Origin of the sequence: Streptomyces hiroshimensis (assembly GCF_014650335.1) — a bacterium.
Classification (GTDB): domain Bacteria; phylum Actinomycetota; class Actinomycetes; order Streptomycetales; family Streptomycetaceae; genus Streptomyces; species Streptomyces hiroshimensis.
Genome location: NZ_BMUT01000005.1, coordinates 243471 through 261403, shown reverse-complemented (window position 1 = coordinate 261403; position 17933 = coordinate 243471). Strand labels below are relative to the sequence as shown.

Annotated in this window: 18 protein-coding genes and 1 riboswitch; of the genes, 11 read left to right on the top strand and 7 right to left on the bottom strand. The window is 71.0% G+C overall.

Annotation, left to right across the window (positions count from 1 at the left end; genetic code table 11):
• The first annotated feature begins 442 nt into the window (after positions 1-442).
• The 4 genes from IE241_RS14155 to IE241_RS14140 all read left to right on the top strand — a co-directional run bounded on the left by IE241_RS14155 (position 443) and on the right by IE241_RS14140 (position 3959).
• Positions 443-1615: a L,D-transpeptidase gene (locus IE241_RS14155; protein ID WP_190022208.1), complete on the top strand. Its 1173-nt coding sequence runs from the start codon at positions 443-445 to the stop codon at positions 1613-1615.
• Between the two features lie 150 nt (positions 1616-1765).
• On the top strand, positions 1766-2533 hold the full coding sequence (locus tag IE241_RS14150) for an enoyl-CoA hydratase/isomerase family protein (RefSeq protein ID WP_190022060.1): 768 nt from the start codon (positions 1766-1768) through the stop codon (positions 2531-2533).
• A 208-nt stretch (positions 2534-2741) separates the two neighbouring features.
• Positions 2742-3350 carry an ATP-binding protein gene (locus IE241_RS14145; protein WP_373300674.1) on the top strand — a complete coding sequence of 203 codons (609 nt, stop codon included), beginning with the start codon at positions 2742-2744 and terminating at the stop codon, positions 3348-3350.
• A 393-nt stretch (positions 3351-3743) separates the two neighbouring features.
• Entirely contained in the window at positions 3744-3959 is a 216-nt protein-coding gene (locus IE241_RS14140) for an EF-hand domain-containing protein (protein ID WP_190022059.1), read from the top strand.
• 60 nt (positions 3960-4019) lie between these two features.
• Here the strand turns inward: IE241_RS14140 and IE241_RS14135 are convergent, their stop codons facing one another.
• Positions 4020-4331 (bottom strand): hypothetical protein, encoded by a 312-nt coding sequence (locus IE241_RS14135; protein ID WP_190022058.1) that lies wholly within the window; start codon positions 4329-4331, stop codon positions 4020-4022.
• Positions 4332-4453: 122 nt separating this feature from the next.
• Here IE241_RS14135 and cutA point away from each other — a divergent pair, with 122 nt between their 5' ends.
• On the top strand, positions 4454-4789 hold the full coding sequence (cutA, locus tag IE241_RS14130; RefSeq protein WP_190022057.1) for a divalent-cation tolerance protein CutA: 336 nt from the start codon (positions 4454-4456) through the stop codon (positions 4787-4789).
• Here cutA and IE241_RS14125 read toward each other — a convergent pair.
• Entirely contained in the window at positions 4776-5333 is a 558-nt protein-coding gene (locus IE241_RS14125) for a ricin-type beta-trefoil lectin domain protein (RefSeq protein WP_190022056.1), read from the bottom strand. The two genes, cutA and IE241_RS14125, sit on opposite strands and share 14 nt — an antisense overlap.
• A gap of 172 nt (positions 5334-5505) precedes the next feature.
• Here IE241_RS14125 and IE241_RS14120 point away from each other — a divergent pair, with 172 nt between their 5' ends.
• Positions 5506-6372: an SCO4651 family lipoprotein gene (locus tag IE241_RS14120; RefSeq protein WP_190022055.1), complete on the top strand. Its 867-nt coding sequence runs from the start codon at positions 5506-5508 to the stop codon at positions 6370-6372.
• 93 nt (positions 6373-6465) lie between these two features.
• On the opposite strand, the gene IE241_RS14115 is transcribed toward IE241_RS14120, so the two are convergent.
• The 4 genes from IE241_RS14115 to gcvT all read right to left on the bottom strand — a co-directional run bounded on the left by IE241_RS14115 (position 6466) and on the right by gcvT (position 10881).
• Entirely contained in the window at positions 6466-7848 is a 1383-nt protein-coding gene (locus IE241_RS14115) for an L-serine ammonia-lyase (RefSeq protein WP_190022054.1), read from the bottom strand.
• Positions 7849-7976: 128 nt separating this feature from the next.
• A complete protein-coding gene (gene glyA, locus IE241_RS14110; RefSeq protein WP_190022053.1) occupies positions 7977-9239 on the bottom strand; it encodes a serine hydroxymethyltransferase in 1263 nt (420 codons plus the stop codon).
• A gap of 45 nt (positions 9240-9284) precedes the next feature.
• The gene (gcvH, locus tag IE241_RS14105; RefSeq protein ID WP_190022052.1) at positions 9285-9665 is read right to left on the bottom strand and encodes a glycine cleavage system protein GcvH; all 381 of its coding nucleotides are present in this window, start codon (positions 9663-9665) and stop codon (positions 9285-9287) included.
• A gap of 100 nt (positions 9666-9765) precedes the next feature.
• Positions 9766-10881: a glycine cleavage system aminomethyltransferase GcvT gene (gene gcvT / locus IE241_RS14100; protein ID WP_190022051.1), complete on the bottom strand. Its 1116-nt coding sequence runs from the start codon at positions 10879-10881 to the stop codon at positions 9766-9768.
• Positions 10882-11030: 149 nt separating this feature from the next.
• Positions 11031-11138, bottom strand: a riboswitch (glycine riboswitch).
• A 164-nt stretch (positions 11139-11302) separates the two neighbouring features.
• Here gcvT and IE241_RS14095 point away from each other — a divergent pair.
• Positions 11303-12016, top strand: coding sequence for an AAA family ATPase (locus IE241_RS14095; protein ID WP_190022050.1), 714 nt, complete (start codon positions 11303-11305; stop codon positions 12014-12016).
• Between the two features lie 39 nt (positions 12017-12055).
• Here IE241_RS14095 and IE241_RS14090 read toward each other — a convergent pair whose 3' ends face one another.
• A complete protein-coding gene (locus IE241_RS14090; protein ID WP_190022049.1) occupies positions 12056-12604 on the bottom strand; it encodes a hypothetical protein in 549 nt (182 codons plus the stop codon).
• Between the two features lie 304 nt (positions 12605-12908).
• Here IE241_RS14090 and IE241_RS14085 point away from each other — a divergent pair, with 304 nt between their 5' ends.
• The 4 genes from IE241_RS14085 (at position 12909) to IE241_RS14070 (ending at position 17889) form a co-directional block, all read left to right on the top strand.
• The gene (locus tag IE241_RS14085) at positions 12909-13715 is read left to right on the top strand and encodes an enhanced serine sensitivity protein SseB (protein ID WP_190022207.1); all 807 of its coding nucleotides are present in this window, start codon (positions 12909-12911) and stop codon (positions 13713-13715) included.
• Positions 13716-13858: 143 nt separating this feature from the next.
• On the top strand, positions 13859-14626 hold the full coding sequence (locus tag IE241_RS14080; RefSeq protein ID WP_190022206.1) for an enhanced serine sensitivity protein SseB C-terminal domain-containing protein: 768 nt from the start codon (positions 13859-13861) through the stop codon (positions 14624-14626).
• Positions 14627-14976: 350 nt separating this feature from the next.
• Positions 14977-15975: an ABC transporter permease gene (locus tag IE241_RS14075; protein WP_190022048.1), complete on the top strand. Its 999-nt coding sequence runs from the start codon at positions 14977-14979 to the stop codon at positions 15973-15975.
• Between the two features lie 141 nt (positions 15976-16116).
• Entirely contained in the window at positions 16117-17889 is a 1773-nt protein-coding gene (locus IE241_RS14070) for an ABC transporter substrate-binding protein (RefSeq protein ID WP_190022047.1), read from the top strand.
• Positions 17890-17933: the final 44 nt, after the last annotated feature.

The following is a 17933-nucleotide window of genomic DNA, read 5'->3' as shown; positions in this document are numbered from 1 at the left end:
CGGGCGGCGGCGGTTCCGTCCTTGCCCCCAGTTCTGCCCAGAACCACGCGTGCGCTCACACGTGTGATCGGACGGCAGGCCGGGGCGTCCGGGCGGACGGGGCGGCGTCGCGGGCGGGGCTCTGCCCGCCTGCGGGCAGCGCGCCGACCCTGGGCCGGAGCACTCAGGTGGCCGGATTATGATGCTCACCTTCAGCCACAGGGTTCACCCCCGCCGCATGTCTCGTACCACCGTTCCCATTTGGGACCCAACGGTGACATTCCACGGGACGGCGGCGCCGGAGCCCTGTGGTTATCTATCGCCAGCGCGTGAGCCGCGCTTCGGGGGCGCCGCGTGGCCGCGGGCCGTGCGAGGGGAGACAACGGATTTGAACGTGCATCTGATACCGAGAGGGCGGGCAGCCCGGAGCAAGGGGCTGCTCGCTCTGCTTCTCGGCGCGCTGATGCTGCTGGTCACCGCCTGCGGCGGCGGTGACGACGACGGGAAGAAGAACGGGGCCAAGAAGGTCCCGGACGGACCGTCGGAAGCCGTCGTGTCCATCACGCCCGACGACGGCACGAAGGACGTCAAGACGTCCGGCGCGCTCAAGGTCACCGCCCAGAAGGGCAAGCTGGCCTCCGTCAAGGTCGCCGACGCCAAGGGCCGTACGGTCGAGGGCAGGATCACCGGCGACGGCGCCGCCTGGGAGCCCACGGCACACCTGGGCGCGTCCACCCAGTACACGGTCGACGCCCTGGCCAAGGACGAGGCCGGCCGGCCGTCGGCCAAGCACGCGTCGTTCACGACCCTCACGCCGCAGAACACCTTCGTCGGCTACTTCACGCCCGAGGACGGCAGCACGGTCGGCGTGGGCATGCCCGTATCGATCAATTTCAGCCGGGGCATCGAAGACCCCAAGGCCGTCGAGCGGGCCGTCAAGGTGACCACCGAGCCGGCCGTCGAGGTCAAGGGCCACTGGTTCGGCAACGACCGCCTCGACTTCCGCCCCGAGAAGTACTGGGCGGCCGGCACGAAGGTGACGGTCGACCTGAACCTCGACGGCGTCCAGGGCCGTCCGGGCGTGTACGGCTCGCAGCGCAAGACCCTGAAGTTCACCGTCGGCCGCAGCCAGGTCAGCACGGTCGACGCCAAGTCCCACCAGATGGTGGTCGAGCGCGACGGCAAGGTCTTCAAGACCATCCCGATCTCCGCCGGCGCCCCCGCCAACCCGACGTACAACGGCCAGATGGTCATCAGCGAGAAGCACGAGGTGACGCGCATGAACGGCGCCACCGTCGGCTTCACGGGAAGTGACGGCAAGGGCGAGTACGACATCCCCGACGTGCCGCACGCGATGCGCCTGTCCACCTCCGGCACCTTCCTGCACGGCAACTACTGGTCCGGGTCGTCCACCTTCGGCTCGGCGAACGCCAGCCACGGCTGCGTGGGCCTGGAGGACGAGCGCGGCGGCGGCGACCCGAACTCGCCGGCGGCCTGGTTCTTCAACAACTCGCTCATCGGTGACGTCGTGATCGTCAAGAACTCCGACGACAAGACGATCAAGCCGGACAACGGGCTCAACGGCTGGAACCTGCCGTGGTCCGAGTGGGGCAAGAGCACCCCCCAGGCCGGCTGACGGCCCCTCGTACACACCCCGCGGCCCGGAGCACTCGTCACGAGTGCCCCGGGCCGCTCGGCGTAACGGGCCCGGTCCGAGCCCGGTCCGCGCCCGCTCCGCGCCCGATCGGGGGGAGCCCCCGAACCCCCGTGTCACTAACCTGGTGTCATGACTGTGCATCTTGAGGTTGCCGAGGGCGTCGGAACCATCCGTCTGGACCGCCCGCCGATGAACGCGCTCGACATCGCCACCCAGGACCGGATCCGCGAGCTCGCCGAGGAGGCGACCCGCCGCGAGGACGTGCGGGCCGTCGTGCTGTGGGGCGGGGAGAAGGTGTTCGCGGCCGGGGCGGACATCAAGGAGATGCAGAAGATGGACCACGCCGCGATGGTGGCGCGGTCCCGCGGCCTCCAGGACTCCTTCACCGCCGTGGCCCGGATCCCCAAGCCCGTCGTCGCCGCCGTCACCGGCTACGCCCTCGGCGGCGGCTGCGAGCTCGCGCTCTGCGCCGACTTCCGGATCGCCGCCGACAACGCCAAGCTCGGCCAGCCCGAGATCCTGCTCGGCCTGATCCCCGGCGCGGGCGGCACCCAGCGCCTGTCCCGGCTGATCGGCCCGTCCAAGGCCAAGGACCTCATCTTCACCGGCCGTATGGTCAAGGCGGACGAGGCGCTCGCGCTCGGCCTGGTCGACCGCGTCGTGCCCGCCGCCGAGGTGTACGAGCAGGCGCACGCGTGGGCGGCGCGGCTCGCCGCCGGCCCCGCGCTGGCGCTGCGCGCGGCGAAGGAGTCCGTGGACTCCGGCCTGGAGACGGACATCGACACGGGTCTCGCCATCGAACGGAACTGGTTTGCGGGCCTGTTCGCGACCGAGGACCGGGAGATCGGTATGCGCAGCTTTGTCGAGGACGGGCCGGGTAAGGCCAAGTTCGTCTGACAACCGGCCGGTTGGCGGCGGTTCCGGACAGGGCCGCCGCTGCCCACGGCGTTGACGCACGGTCGTGCCGGTGTCCACCCCGGGGTGCCTCTTGTGGGGGAATTACGCGCAGTGCGCGACCCCGCGGAACCGTCGTTCCGGCCGTTCCGGGCGATCTTTCCGGGCCCCGTGGTCGCCGCAGGTCAGTCAGGGTTTCCCGGCTGATTTCCTGCCCTTGGCATATGTCGTCGCACGGGCTCGGAGGGTGTCGTTCCGGTCAGGTGAATCCCCCGGTTCCAGCCCCGGGCGTGCCCGCGGCGGCCATGATGGGGGCATGGCGGGCCTGGAGGGAACGGAGCAGCCACGGCAGCGGGCCGGCACGGCCGCTGTGCGCTGGTCGCCGACCGTGGAGGATGAGCTGGCGCTCAAGGCGCTCGATCTGTTCGGCAACCCCACGCAGGGCGAGGTGCGCCTGCCCTCCCGCCCCGAGTCCGCGGTCGCGGCCCGCCGGCTGACGCAGTCCGTGGTCCTGCGCCAGTGGGGCCTCTCGGGTCAACTCACCGAGCACGCCGTCCTGCTGGTCTCCGAGCTCGTCGGCAACGCCGTCCGCCACACCGGCGCGCGCTACTTCGGCCTGCGGATGCTGCGCCGGCGGGGCTGGCTCCGCATAGAGGTCCGCGACCCCTCCCGCGGGCTGCCGTGCCTGATGCCCGTGCACGAGCTCGACGTCACGGGCCGCGGCCTCTTCCTCGTCGACAAGCTCTCGGACCGCTGGGGGGTGGATCTGCTGGCGCGCGGCAAGACCACCTGGTTCGAGATGCGGGTCGCCGACCGCTGAGGCCTGCCACGCAAAGAAGAGGCCGTACAACGAAGAGGCCCCCATCCGTCGGCGTGCGACGGGCCGGGGGCCTCTTCGTGCGCCGCGGAGAATGGGGTGTGTTCCGCGGCGGATGACGACCTGGCTCGGGTCAATGAGGGTCGTGGCTTCCGACTATGGCAGACGGGGTGCGTTCCAGCCAAAGCGGCTATTTGTTCAATTCGGGCAATGCTGGCTATTTCTCTCCGCAATCAAAGGTGAGGTGGGCCACCGTGCCTTGAATTCATCGAATGGATCAGCGGTGCCGCTTATTTTTATGCGAAATTACACAGAGTGAGCTCTGGCCGTGATCGATCTGACCGAAAGGGCCGCTACTCTGTGCCGGTCATACCAGCACACCAAGGGGAGGCTCACATGGCTGACATCGAGAGCGCACGCGAGACGTTCGCCAAGTTCGACATAGACGGGGACGGTTTCATCACGGCTGCCGAGTACAAGAAGGCCATGGCGCAGCTCGGCGACCACTTCGTCACCGAGACCGTCGCGCAGTCCATCATCGACTCCAAGGACACCAACGGCGACCGCCTGCTGTCCTTCGAGGAGTTCTGGAACTCTCTCGACAAGGGCTGACCCGCACGGAACGGCCGACCCTTGCGGAAGGCCGGCCCGGGCCGCGACCCGCGGCCCGGGTCAGCGCCAGCCGCGCCGCTGCGCCCCGGCCCGCCGCCGCCGGTCGTTGCACAGCAGGCAGCGGCCCCAGCCCGGCGGCAGGGGATCGGTCTTGTCCCCGTACAGCGGATCCACGGGGCCCTTCGGGTGCTCCGAGCAGCCCGTCGCCCCCAGGCCGCCGCCCAGGGCACTCGCCGCGGTCAGCGCCCTGCGCAGGGCGTCCACCAGCTGCTCGGCCTCATGGGGTGCGGGTGCGGCGGCGTCGAGGGAGAAGGCGATGTCCGAGGCGGTGGTGAGCGCGCTCTGGAGTTCGCGCAGGTCTGCGTAACTCATGTCTGCGAGCGTAACGGCCGCCACTGACAACGCCGTCCCGCCGCCCGTCGCGCAAGGCTCCTGCGGTCCGTCGCGCAGGGCTCCTGCAGTACGGGCGCGGCCCCCTGCGGTACGGTCGCGCCATGCCGCAGGCCCAGTACATCGCCGTGATGACGGCGACCGACAGCGAGGAGCGCGCCAGGCACCTCGCCACCACCGCGGTCGAGGCGCGGCTCGCCGCCTGCGCCCAGATCGACGGCCCCGTCACCAGCGTCTACCGGTGGCAGGGCGAGGTGCACAGCGACACCGAGTGGCGCGTCCTCTACAAGACCGCGGCGGACCGCTACGGCGAGCTGGAGGCCCACATCAAGGGCGAGCACACCTACGAGACCCCGGAGATCATCGCCACCCCCGTCACGGCGGGCAGCGACGCCTACCTCGCCTGGCTCCGGACGCAGACGCGCGTCAGCCGCGGCTGAGGAACCAGCTCCGCTCCGCTCCCGCCGAGGCTCCATCGCGGACCGTCCGCACCCCCTCGCCGGTCGCGTCGCGCGACGTGCCGGTGCGGTGCGTGGCCTGCTCCCAGATCCGGCCGTCGGCCTCCGCGACGACCTTGACCCGCCCGCCCGAGCCGGTCCGCTCGGTGTGGAAGCGCTGCTCCGCCGCGTCCGCGTCGCACGGCACGGTGACGAGCAGCGCGCCCTGTCTGCCGATGCAGCGATACGGCTGCGCCTGCGACGAGAACTGGTGCGTGGCGGAGCTGTAGACCCAGGTCTGGGCGGTCCGCTCGGAATCCTGGCACGGCTGCAGCGCCACCAGCCAGGGCCGCAGGGTGCCGCGCGGGTCGCGGTAGCCCGATCCTTCGACGGTCAGGCAGCCGCCGTGCGCGCCGTTGTGGATGCGCACGGCGCCGGCCGGCGCCGCAGGCGTGGTCCCGGTGTCGGCGCCGGCCAGGGGGGCCGTCGCGCCGAGGGCGGCGACGGCGCCGAGGATCGCTGCGGTGGCGCGGAGGGAATGGCGCATGGCGAGAGCTCCTCGATCAAGGGGGTAACGGAACGAGGGCGTTGACATTACTGACGGCACCGGTCCGCTGACACGCTGTTTCCGGTCATGGTCATTTCCATTCGCAGTCCGTGATCAGCCGGGATATCCTCACCGAAACTTTACGAAGTACGGATAAAGGACAGTAAGGCACTTGAAGGCGATACGTAAGAGCGTCGTGGCGGCCACCGGGATCGCTCTCGCTCTGAGCCTGGCGGCGTGCGGTGGCACCGGCGGCGGCAAGGACGAGCCCGCGGGCTCCGGCGGGAAGAGCGACAGCGGCGCCGACAAGGCGCTCAAGGCGGCGGAGCCGGCCGGCACCCTCAAGGCGGCCGCGGCCAAGGGGGCGCGGCAGAACACCTTCCGCACCAAGGGGACGCGCAAGGACAAGGACGGGGAGTACGTCACGGAGGGCGCCTTCCAGGTGAAGCCCGACGCCTCCGAGATGAAGGACGTGGGCCCGAAGACGGCCGAGTCCCCCGACGGCGTCAGCCACATGATCACCGTGAACGACAAGATGTACTTCAACGGGGAGAAGGTCCCCGGCAAGAAGTGGTGGACGTTCAGCGTCGAGGGCGCCGACAAGAGCAAGGACCCGTCGTCGGAGCTCTTCGTCCGGCTGACGTCGGCCCTCGCCACGTCCAAGGACGTGAAGAACACGGGCGTGGAGACGGTCGGCGGCCGCCGCGCGGCCCGCTTCCAGGGCACGGTCGTCGTGTCGGAGCTCGCCGCGTACAAGGGCGACGCGATCCAGGACAAGGACCGCGACTTCGTCGTCAAGGGCTACAAGGACGACGGCGTGGAGAAGGTCGACCTCGTCGTCTGGGTGGACAAGGACGGCGTGGTCGCGAAGACCGAGGAGTCGGGCAAGGGCTCCAAGGGAGAGTTCGAGGGAGACTTCCGCCGGACCGACGAGTACTTCGACTGGGGCGCGGACCTGGGCATCAAGCCTCCGCCGGCCGCCGAGACGGCGACCGAGAAGGAGGTCCTGGAGGCCGAGATGAAGAAGCTGCAGAAGTAGCAGAAGCAGCTTCCCGCACGCGAGAGGCGCCCCCCGCCCGGCATCGGCCGGGCAGGGGGCGCCTCTCGCGCAGTGGTGCGGCTCAGCGGTGCGTCAGCACTCGATGATGTTCACGGCGAGACCGCCGCGCGCCGTCTCCTTGTACTTCACGCTCATGTCCGCGCCCGTCTCCTTCATGGTCTTGATGACCTTGTCGAGGGAGACGTGGTGGCGGCCGTCGCCGCGCAGGGCCATGCGGGCCGCGGTGACCGCCTTGGCGGCCGCCATGCCGTTGCGCTCGATGCACGGGATCTGGACCAGACCGCCGACGGGGTCGCAGGTCAGGCCGAGGTTGTGCTCCATGCCGATCTCGGCGGCGTTCTCCACCTGCTCGGGGGAGCCGCCGAGGACCTCGGCGAGACCGCCGGAGGCCATGGAGCAGGCCGAGCCGACCTCGCCCTGGCAGCCGACCTCGGCGCCGGAGATCGAGGCGTTCTCCTTGAAGAGCAGGCCGATGGCGCCCGCGGCGAGCAGGAAGCGGACGATGCCGTCCTCGTCCGCGCCGGGCACGAAGTTCATGTAGTAGTGCAGGACGGCCGGGATGATGCCGGCGGCGCCGTTGGTGGGGGCGGTCACGACGCGGCCGCCCGCGGCGTTCTCCTCGTTGACGGCCATGGCGTAGATCGTGATCCACTCCATGGCACGGGCCTGCGGGTCGCCCTCGGCGCGCAGCTGGCGGGCGGTGTTCGCGGCGCGGCGGCGGACCTTCAGGCCGCCCGGCAGGATGCCCTCGCGGGACATGCCGCGCGTGACGCACGCCTGCATGACGCCCCAGATCTCCAGCAGGCCCTCGCGGATCTCCTGCTCGGTGCGCCAGGCCTTCTCGTTCTCCATCATCATCGCGGAGATCGACAGGCCCGACTCGCGGGACATCCGCAGCAGCTCGTCGCCCGTGCGGAAGGGGTACTTCAGGACGGTGTCGTCCAGCTTGATGCGGTCCTCGCCGACCGCGTCCTCGTCCACGACGAAGCCGCCGCCGACGGAGTAGTACGTCTTCTCCAGCAGGGGGGCGCCGGCCTCGTCGTAGGCGAAGAGGGTCATGCCGTTGGCGTGGTACGGCAGGGAGCGGCGGCGGTGCAGGATCAGCTGCGTCGACTCGTCGAAGTCGATCTCGTGGGTGCTGCCGATCTCCGCGCCGAGCAGCCGCAGCCGCTTCGACTCGCGGATGCGCTCGACCTCGGCGTCCGCGAGCTCGACGTCGACGGTGCGCGGGGAGTAGCCCTCCAGGCCGAGCAGGACGGCCTTGGGGGTGCCGTGGCCGTGGCCGGTGGCGCCGAGCGAGCCGAACAGCTCGGCGCGGACGGAAGCGGTGTGGGCCAGCAGGCCCTCGTTCTTCAGCCGGCGCGTGAACATCAGCGCGGCCCGCATGGGACCGACCGTGTGGGAGCTGGACGGGCCTATGCCGATCGAGAAGAGATCGAAAACGGAGATGGCCACGGTGGCTGCTCCCTGTCTGCTTGGAGGTGGTACTGGGGTGGTACGGGGGCGCGTGGTGCGGGGCACCGGGCGCCACTGTTCAGTGTGCCCGGTGCCCCGTACCCGCGGGTGAATCGGATGCTGATGTGTTACTTCAGGCCGGGGTACAGCGGGTGCTTGTCCGCCAGGGCCGTGACGCGGCCGCGCAGGGCCTCCGCGTCGTAGACCGGCTTCAGCGCCTCGGCGATGATGTCGGCGACCTCACGGAAGTCCTCCGCCTGGAAGCCGCGGGTGGCCAGCGCCGGGGTGCCGATCCGCAGACCCGAGGTGACCATCGGCGGCCGCGGGTCGTTCGGGATGGCGTTCCGGTTGACCGTGATCCCGACCTCGTGGAGGCGGTCCTCGGCCTGCTGGCCGTCCAGCTCGGAGTTGCGCAGGTCCACCAGCACCAGGTGCACGTCCGTACCGCCGGAGAGGACGGAGACGCCCGCCTCGGTGACGTCCGGCTGCATCAGACGCTCGGCCAGGATCTTCGCGCCCTCCAGCGTACGCTGCTGGCGCTCCTTGAACTCCTCGCTGGCCGCGACCTTGAAGGAGACGGCCTTCGCAGCGATCACGTGCTCCAGCGGGCCACCCTGCTGACCGGGGAAGACAGCGGAGTTGATCTTCTTGGCCAGCTCGGCAGTGGAGAGAATCACACCACCGCGGGGACCGCCCAGGGTCTTGTGCGTGGTGGTGGTCACGACGTGCGCGTGCGGCACCGGGGAGGGGTGCAGCCCGGCGGCGACGAGGCCCGCGAAGTGGGCCATGTCGACCATCAGGTACGCGCCGACCTCGTCGGCGATCCGGCGGAAGGCCGCGAAGTCCAGCTGGCGCGGGTACGCGGACCAGCCGGCGACGATCAGCTTCGGGCGGTGCTCCTTGGCGAGGCGCTCGACCTCCTCCATGTCGACCAGGTTGGTCTGCTCGTCGACGTGGTAGGCGACCACGTTGTAGAGCTTGCCGGAGAAGTTGATCTTCATGCCGTGGGTCAGGTGCCCGCCGTGGGCGAGGTTCAGACCCAGGATGGTGTCGCCCGGCTTGATCAGCGCGAACATCGCGGCGGCGTTGGCCTGCGCACCGGAGTGCGGCTGGACGTTCGCGTGCTCGGCACCGAAGAGCGCCTTGATCCGGTCGATGGCGATCTGCTCGACGACATCGACGTGCTCGCAGCCACCGTAGTAGCGGCGGCCGGGGTAGCCCTCGGCGTACTTGTTGGTGAGGACCGAGCCCTGGGCCTCCATGACCGCGACCGGAGCGAAGTTCTCCGAGGCGATCATCTCGAGGGTGGACTGCTGGCGGTGGAGTTCGGCGTCGACAGCGGCGGCGACGTCGGGGTCGAGCTCATGGAGGGAGCTGTTCAGCAGAGACATGAGTTCTTCCTGGACTTCCTGGGCGAGGGAGGGCGAGGGGTGGGGTCAGCCTGCGGTGAGGGTGACGTACTCGTCGGCGGAGAGGAGGTCCGCCGGCTCGTCCGTGATCTTCACCTTGAACAGCCAGCCGCCCTCGAAGGGGGCGGAGTTCACCAGCGCGGGGTCGTCCACGACGGCCTGGTTGGCCTCGGTGACCTCGCCGGTCACCGGGGAGTACAGGTCGCTGACCGACTTGGTGGACTCCAGCTCGCCGCAGGTCTCGCCCGCGGTGACGGTGTCACCGACGGCGGGGAGCTGGGCGTAGACGACGTCACCGAGCGCGTTCGCGGCGAACTCGGTGATGCCGACCGTGGCCACGCCGTCCGCGTCGACGGCCGACAGCCACTCGTGCTCCTTGCTGTAGCGCAGCTGCTGGGGGTTGCTCATGGCTAGATTCTCCTGGATGCGCGTGAGTGCTTGTGCAACGGGTCTTGACAGAGGGAGATGAGAGAGGGCAGGGAAGCCCCCGGGCGAGCCTCGGGGAAGATCAACGCTGCCGCTTGTAGAAGGGCAGGGCCACGACCTCGTACGGCTCGTGGCTGCCGCGGATGTCCACGGCCACGCCCTGCGTGCCGGGCGCGGCGTGCGCCGCGTCGACGTAGGCGATGGCGATCGGCCTGCCGAGCGTGGGGGAGGGGGCGCCGGAGGTGACCTCGCCGACGGCCTCGCCGCCGGCCGTCACCGTGAAGCCGGCGCGCGGCACGCGGCGGCCCTCGGCGATCAGGCCGACGAGCTTGCGCGGCGGCTGCGCCTCGGCGCGCTCGGCGGCCGCCTGCAGCGCGGCGCGGCCGACGAAGTCGCCCTCCTTCTCGAACTTCACGACCCGGCCCAGGCCCGCGTCGAACGGGGTGGTCGCGGTCGTCAGCTCGTGCCCGTACAGCGGCATGCCCGCCTCCAGGCGCAGCGTGTCGCGGCAGGAGAGGCCGCACGGCACGAGGCCGGCGTCCGCGCCCGCCTCCGTGAGGGCCTGCCACAGCTTCACGGCGTCGCCCGGGGCGACGAACAGCTCGAAGCCGTCCTCGCCGGTGTAGCCGGTGCGGGCGATCAGGGCGGGGACGCCCGCGACGGTGCCCGGCAGGCCCGCGTAGTACTTCAGGCCGTCCAGGTCGGCGTCCGTCAGGGACTTCAGGATGCCGGGCGAGGCCGGGCCCTGGACGGCGAGGAGGGCGTAGGCGTCGCGGTCGTCGCGGACGGCCGCGTCGAAGCCGGCGGCGCGCTCGGTCAGGGCGTCCAGCACGGTCTGCGCGTTGGAGGCGTTGGCGACGACCATGTACTCCGCGTCGGCGAGGCGGTAGACGATCAGGTCGTCGAGGATGCCGCCGTCCTCGCGGCAGATCATCGTGTAGCGGGCGCGGCCTACGGCGACGCTCCCTATGTTGCCCACGAGGGCGTAGTCCAGCAGGGCGGCGGCCTGCGGGCCGGTCACGGTGATCTCACCCATGTGCGAGAGGTCGAACAGACCGGCGCGGGTGCGGACCGCGACGTGCTCGTCGCGCTCGCTGCCGTAGCGCAGCGGCATGTCCCAGCCCGCGAAGTCGGTCATGGTCGCGCCGAGCTCGCGGTGCAGGGCGTCAAGGGCGGTGCGGCGAGGGGTGTCGGTCATGGTGTGGGCTCCCGGACATGGCAGTGAGGACGTCCTCCCCATCTGTCATCGGAACCTGAGAGGTTCACCGGAAGCCGCCGCGACACGCGGGGGTCCGGCTTGCACCTTGGGTGGAGCCGCGCACGGTGCGGCCCGCTTTTCAGATCTGCCTCGTCCGCGCGGTACGGGGCCTGAGAGATTCAAGGGAGGAACTTGCTCCTTCGGCGCCCAGCGCACACGCCGTAGCGTGCAGCCTGGGACTCTCCCGCGCGGATTCGAGCGGCCGGTATGCAGTTGGATACGCAGTTGGCGCGCACATCATTGCACGTGCAGGCGCGTTACGGACTGCCTGGCGGCCCTCGAATTCGATTACCTTTCCTTTACGTTCCGTGGGTAGGGGGCAGTGACGGGCAGTGACCGGGCCGGGGGAGGGGCAGGACGGATGGGAACAGCGCCGACGACAGGGGCAGCGGAGACGGCCGGGACGGCCGGGGCCGCGCGGGCGCGCGGCGCGGCCGCGGCGGGGAGTGGCGCGGTGCGGGCCCGGGCGGGGGTGCTCGACCTGCGCGCCGGAGCGGGCCTGGGGGAGCTCCGCTTCCCCGCGGGGGACGTGCTGATCGTCTCCGGGCTGCCCGGCAGCGGGAAGTCCACGCTCATCCGGCGGGCGGTCTCCGCGCTGGACGCACGGGACGGCATCGTCTGGTGCATCGACTCCCAGGACACCCGGGAGCGGCTGGAGCGGCGCACGCCCCCCTGGCTGCCGTACGCGGCCTACCGGCCCTTCGCCCGCCTCGCCCACTACGCGGCGCTGCGGCGCGCCCTGCGCTCCGACGCGAGCGCCGTCGTGCACGACTGCGGGCAGCGCGGCTGGGTCCGCCGCTGGGTCGCGCGCGACGCCCGGCGCCGGGGCGGGGCGGCCCACCTGCTGCTCCTCGACGTGCCGCCGGGCACGGCGCTGGCCGGGCAGGCGGCGCGGGGCCGGGGCGTCTCGCCGCACGCGTTCCGCCGCCACCGGCGGGCGATGGCCCGGCTGGTCGCGGCGGTGTCGCACCCCCCGGTCCCGGACGGCCCCGGGCGCCTGCCGGCGGGGGTGGCGTCGGTGGTGCTGCTGGACCGCGCCGCGGTGGATGCGTTGCGGACGATCGCGTTCGAGTAAAGGCGCCCGGGGTGCGGCCGTGAGCGTGCGCGGCGTCGCCTACAGCGGCAGCGGTGCCGGCAGTGTCGAGCCGTCTTCCGCCAAGGGGAGTTTCGCCAGGAGGTCCTTCACGACGGTGAGGGCCTCCGTGATGGCCGCCTGCACCCCCGGCTGGTCGTGCTTCGTCGCCGCGTCGATCAGCTTCTCGATCGCCTTCTGCAGCTTCTTCAGCAGGTCGTGGACGTCGTCCCCCGGCGCCGCCGCCGGGCGACCCACGGCGGGCGGGGACTGCCTCAGGGAGTCCCCCAGCCGGTTCGCCGACGCCCGCAGCCGCTGCTGCATCTCCTTGAGCGCGTCCACGTCCGGCGTCCTGGACTGCGCCTCCTTGCCGATTCGGGAGACCAGCGTGAGCGCATCCCCCAGTTGCCCCACCGCATCGAGCTGCTGGTGGACGGCGGCCGCCGACTTCGGTTCGGTGGCCGGGAGTACGTGGGACATGTCGGGGTCCGGTGCGCCTACGGCGGCGAGGGAGGGGCCCGCGACGCCGACGGCCACGGAAGCGCAGGCGGCGACGGCTATCGCCGAGGCGGCGAACTTGTTGACACGCATGCTGGAGGTTCCCTTCGGTCCGGGGAGCCGGCGGGCCGGCGCGGGGCCGGCGGAGCCGGTGGGGCTGCAGGGCAACTGTCCGCATCACCCTGTGGCCGCTGGTGGCCCTGTGCAACCCGGTGGATACGGTCAGTGCCGTGACGGGAGTGGGTGGTGCTCCCGCACCGCCCGCCCTGACCTGGGACATCACCGGCGATTTCGGCAGCCGGAGAGAGCCGGCGGGGGTTCAGCCGTTAGGGTGCGTGTGCGGCTTTGTCGAGACGGCGGTTGGGCGGCATTGGACGAGTTGGGCGAGTTGGACGAGATGAGCATCCCCGGGCAGTACGACTGGAGTCCGGCCCCCGGCGGCGGCGTGCCCGCGGCCGCCCCGCACGGTCTGACCGGCCTGCCCGCCAATGAACTCGAAGAGGTGCTCGCCGCCTCCGTGGGCGTGCCCGGCGCGGGCGCGCGCATCGTGGAGGCGCTCGGCCGCAGCCACGTGTGGATTCCGCTGCCGGGCGGCGGCGGCCCGGACAGCGCCGATCTCGATCTGCCCACGCTGGAGCTCGGCGGCCAGGTCTTCGTGCCCGTCTTCAGCTCCGAGGGAGAGTTCCGGAGGGTCGCGGGCGAGCGCATGCCGTATGCCGTCGCCCCGGCCGTCGAGTTCGCCCGCGGCCTGCCCCCGCAGGTGGGCATCGTCGTCAACCCCGAGGGCTCCGTGGGCGCACCGCTGCCGCCGGCCGCCGTCGCCGAGCTGTGCCGGGCCGGCCGCACCGCCCTGGACGGCGACGCCACCGGCGGCCGTGTGCGGCTCTTCGAGCCCGACTGGCAGGAGGAACCCACGGCCTTCCTGGCGGCCGCCGGGCCGGAGTTCGCCGCCGCCCGGGTCGTCCGCACGGCGCGGCGCGCCCTCGCGAGCGTCGAGGGGGCCGCTCCGGCGCTGTTCATCGGCGTCGAGCTCGACCTGCCGGACCCCGACAGCCGGTCCGCGGCGCTGTCCGCCCTCGGCCGCGCCCTGGGCTCCGCGCCCGTGCCCTGGCCCGTCCAGCTGGTCTTCCTGGACGTCGCGCGGGACCCGGTCGGCGACTGGATGCGGGACCGGATCCGTCCGTTCTACGACCGCGACCTGTGACTCCTCCCCTGTCCGCCCCGGCGGGCTCGTAAGCTGGTCGGACGACCACGGGGGCGCGACGGCGCTCCCGGGTCTGCAGCAGTCAAGGCCGAGAGAAGAGGCGGACCCAGGTGAGCGCGGGCGCGGAGAGCGGCGTGGAGCAGATGCTGCGCCAAGTGACGCCCGGCCGGTACGACGCATACGAGGCGCTGCTGCGGTCGCTGGCCGAGGGACGGGTGTGGATGCTGCTCTGGCACGGCCAGGCCGGTTCGCCCGACGCCCAGTACGGCAACATGGACGTCGAAGGCCTCGGCTACGCCCCGTGCGTGACGTCCGCGCAGGAGCTCGCGGCCAGCGGCTGGAACCGCGCCCATGAGGTGATCTCCGGCCGGGCCGTGGCCGAGGCCCTCTACCCCGGGCGCTGGGGCCTGTGGCTCAACCCGCACGCGCCCGGTGGCGGCGTCGGCATCCCCTGGCTCGACCTGCGCCGCATCGCCGGCGGCCTGGACCGGCTGCCGGCCGGCCCGCTGCGCCTGAGCGAGCCCGGCGTGGACATCCCGCAGTTCTACGCCCTCCTCGGGCAGAACGCCCACCGCACCCCCGCCGTGCGCTCGCTGCGCCGCGCCTGGGTGCAGCCCGCGCTCGGCACCGCGTACCTGGCGATCGGCCTGGACCTCTACGACAGCTCGCAGGGGGCCGTGGAATCCGTGCGGCTGATGATGCAGCAGTCGATCGGTGCGGTCCCGGACGGGCTGCCGGTCTCCACGGTGGCGATGTCGGACGAGCACGACCCGGTCGCGATGTGGATGCGGGCCAACGCCCGCCCGTTCTACGACCGCGACGCCTACGGCGGCGGAGCGGCGGGCGGCTCGCAGGCCGCGCCGTCGGGCTACGGATACCCGCCGCAGCCCCCTCAGGCCGGGGTCTACTGAACCTCCTGCCGACCCGCCCACCGATCCGCCACCGATCCGCCGGCCGACCGCCGGCGGATCACTGCTGTCCGTACGGACGGATCACTGCTGTCCGTATAACGGAACTCCTCTCCACACATCACGGTTGCGCATCCTTTGCGGACCGGGTCTGGCGGGTGATCGCGGAGCCGTTGAAGACTCCCGCCACAAGGACTCCCGGTCCTGCGTACCGTCCCGCGTACGTCCTGTGCACGACCTGCTCCGCGTGAACTTCCCGCACCATCGCACCTTTCGCACCACTGATGTGAACCAGCCGCATCCGCGGCGGGCGTTGGGCCGGTCGGCACCGGCCGAGAGGGGTCCACCAGACGATGACGGCACCACTGCACGACACGGGCGCGGCGGAGACCGCAGCCGTCGACGTCGCCGCCGGAGTCCCGGCCAAGGCGATCGAGGGCCGTTCGCCCTGGCGGATCGCCTGGATCCGGCTCAAGCGCGACAGGTTCGCGCTGGCCGGCGGTGTCGTCGTCCTGCTGCTCATCCTGGTGGCGATCCTCGCCCCGGTGATCGTGAGCCTGCTGGGCCACCCGCCCAACGAATTCCACGAGGACCAGATCGACCCGCTGTTCAGCACGCCCAAGGGCGACTGGGGCGGCATCAATTCGGACTTCCTGCTGGGCGTCGAACCGACGAACGGGCGCGACGTCTTCAGCCGCATCGTCTACGGGGCCCGGGTCTCGCTGCTCGTGGCCTTCCTCTCGGCCGTCGTCGCGGTCGTCATCGGCACGGTGTTCGGCATCGTCGCCGGCTTCTTCGGCGGCTGGGTCGACGCGGTGATCAGCCGGGTGATGGACCTGCTGCTGGCGTTCCCGCAGCTGCTGTTCATCATCGCGCTGGTGTCCGTGGTCCCCGACTCGCTGTGGGGGCTGACCGGTTCGGGCGTGCGCATGGGGGTGCTGATCGCGGTCATCGGCTTCTTCGGCTGGCCCTATATCGGCCGGATCGTGCGCGGCCAGACCCTCTCGCTGAGAGAGCGCGAGTACGTCGAGGCGGCGCGCAGCCTCGGCGCGGGCCGCGGCTACATCCTCTTCCGCGAGCTGCTGCCCAACCTGGTGGCGCCGATCACCGTGTACACCACGCTGATGATCCCCACCAACGTCCTCACCGAGGCCGCCCTCAGCTTCCTCGGTACCGGAGTCAAGCCCCCCACGGCATCGTGGGGCGAGATGCTCGCCAGAGCCGTCGACCACTACGAGGCGGACCCCATCTTCATGATCATCCCGGGTCTCGCCATCTTCGTCACCGTCCTCGCCTTCAACCTCTTCGGTGACGGTGTGCGGGACGCGCTGGACCCCAAGGGCTCGCGCTAGCGCCCGCCGCCGGGCAGCTCATTCCGCTCATCCAACCGATCGCACGTGTCCCACCGCCCCTGTCGGTCCGTCAGGAGGCTCTTTCCGCAAACCCGCCGGCCCGCATCCCGGGGCGGCGACGATCACGGAGGTCGCGACACCTTGAGAACACAGAGAACTTCGAGGCGGAGGCCGGCCGCCGGGGCGGCCCTCGTGGTCGCGGCCCTGGTCACCACGGCCGCCTGTGGCGGCGGCGGGGGCAAGAGCGGCAGCGGGGACGGCAAGGGTGCGGGGTTCGACGCCGCCGTCGGCAAGCTCGCCGCCGCGTCGGACAAGAAGGGCGGAGAGCTCAAGTTCATCGGCACGCAGGACGCCGACTCCTGGGACCCCCAGCGCGGTTACTACGGATTCATGTGGGACTTCGCCCGCTACTACACGCGCACCCTGGTCACCTCCAAGCCCGCGCCCGCCGCCGAGAGCTCCACGATGGTGCCGGACATGGCCACCGACACCGGCAAGGTCTCGGACGACAAGAAGACCTACACCTTCACCCTCAGGCCGGGGCTGACCTGGGAGGACGGCCAGCCCGTCACCACCCAGCAGATCAAGTACGGCATCGAGCGCACCTGGGCCACCGACAAGATCTCCGGCGGCCCCACCTGGCTGATGCAGGTCCTGGACCCGGACAAGACGTACAAGGGCCCGTACAAGGACGAGAGCAAGGACAAGCTGGGCCTGAAGGCGATCGAGACGCCGGACGAGAAGACGATCGTCTTCAAGCTGCCCAAGCCCAACGGCGACTTCCTGCAGATGCTCGCGCTGCCCGCCGCGGCCCCGGTCCGCCCCGACAAGGACACCGCGGAGCGCTACGGCCAGAAGCCGTTCTCCAACGGGCCCTACAAGTTCGTCTCGTACAGCCCGAACAAGGGCCTGGAGCTGGTCCGCAACGACAAGTGGAGCAAGGAGTCGGACCCCGTCCGCAAGGCCCTGCCGGACAAGATCTCGGTCACGCTGATCACCAACGCCGACGACATGGACAACCGGCTGATCAAGGGCGACTACGACCTCGACCTCAACGCCACCGGCATGGGCTCGGCGGGCCGGCAGAAGGCCCTCAAGGAGCACAAGGGCAACATCGACAACCCGCAGACCGGCTTCATCCGCTACGCGGCGTTCCCCAAGACCGTCGCCCCGTTCGACAACGAGCACTGCCGCAAGGCCGTCATCTACGGCGCCGACCACACCTCGCTGCAGACCGCGCGCGGCGGCCCCCAGGCGGGCGGTGACATCGGCATCAGCATGCTGCCGCCGGCCGTCAAGGGCTTCGACGCCAAGTACGACCCGTACAGCGTGCAGCAGGGCAAGCCCGACGTCGCCAAGGCCAAGGAGGAGCTGAAGGCCTGCGGCAAGCCGGACGGCTTCAAGACGACCATCGCGGTGCGCAACAACAAGATGCAGGAGGTCGCCTCCGCGGAGTCGCTGCAGGCGTCCCTGAAGGCCATCGGCATCGACGCGCAGATCGACAAGTACGACGGCGCGCAGAACACCGGCATCATCGGCTCGCCCAAGAACGTCAAGGCCAAGGGCTACGGGATCATCATCATGGGCTGGGGCGCCGACTTCCCCAGTGGCCAGGGCTTCCTGCAACCGATCGTGGACGGCCGCTTCATCCAGCAGAGCGGCAACCAGAACTACCCCGAGCTCGACGACCCCGCGGTCAACAAGCTCCTGGACGACGGCATCGCCGAGACCGACCCCGAGAAGGCCGGGAAGATCTACCAGGAAGCCAACAAGAAGGTCATGGAGGGCGCCTGGTACCTGCCCTTCACCTACGAGAAGAACATCATCTGGCGCAGCTCCCGGCTGACCAACGTCTACACGGCCGACGCCTACAACGGCCGCTACGACTACGCCTCGCTGGGCGTCGTCAAGTGATCGTGCTCGTCACGGCAGTGACATTCCGTCCGCTCCGCCGGCGC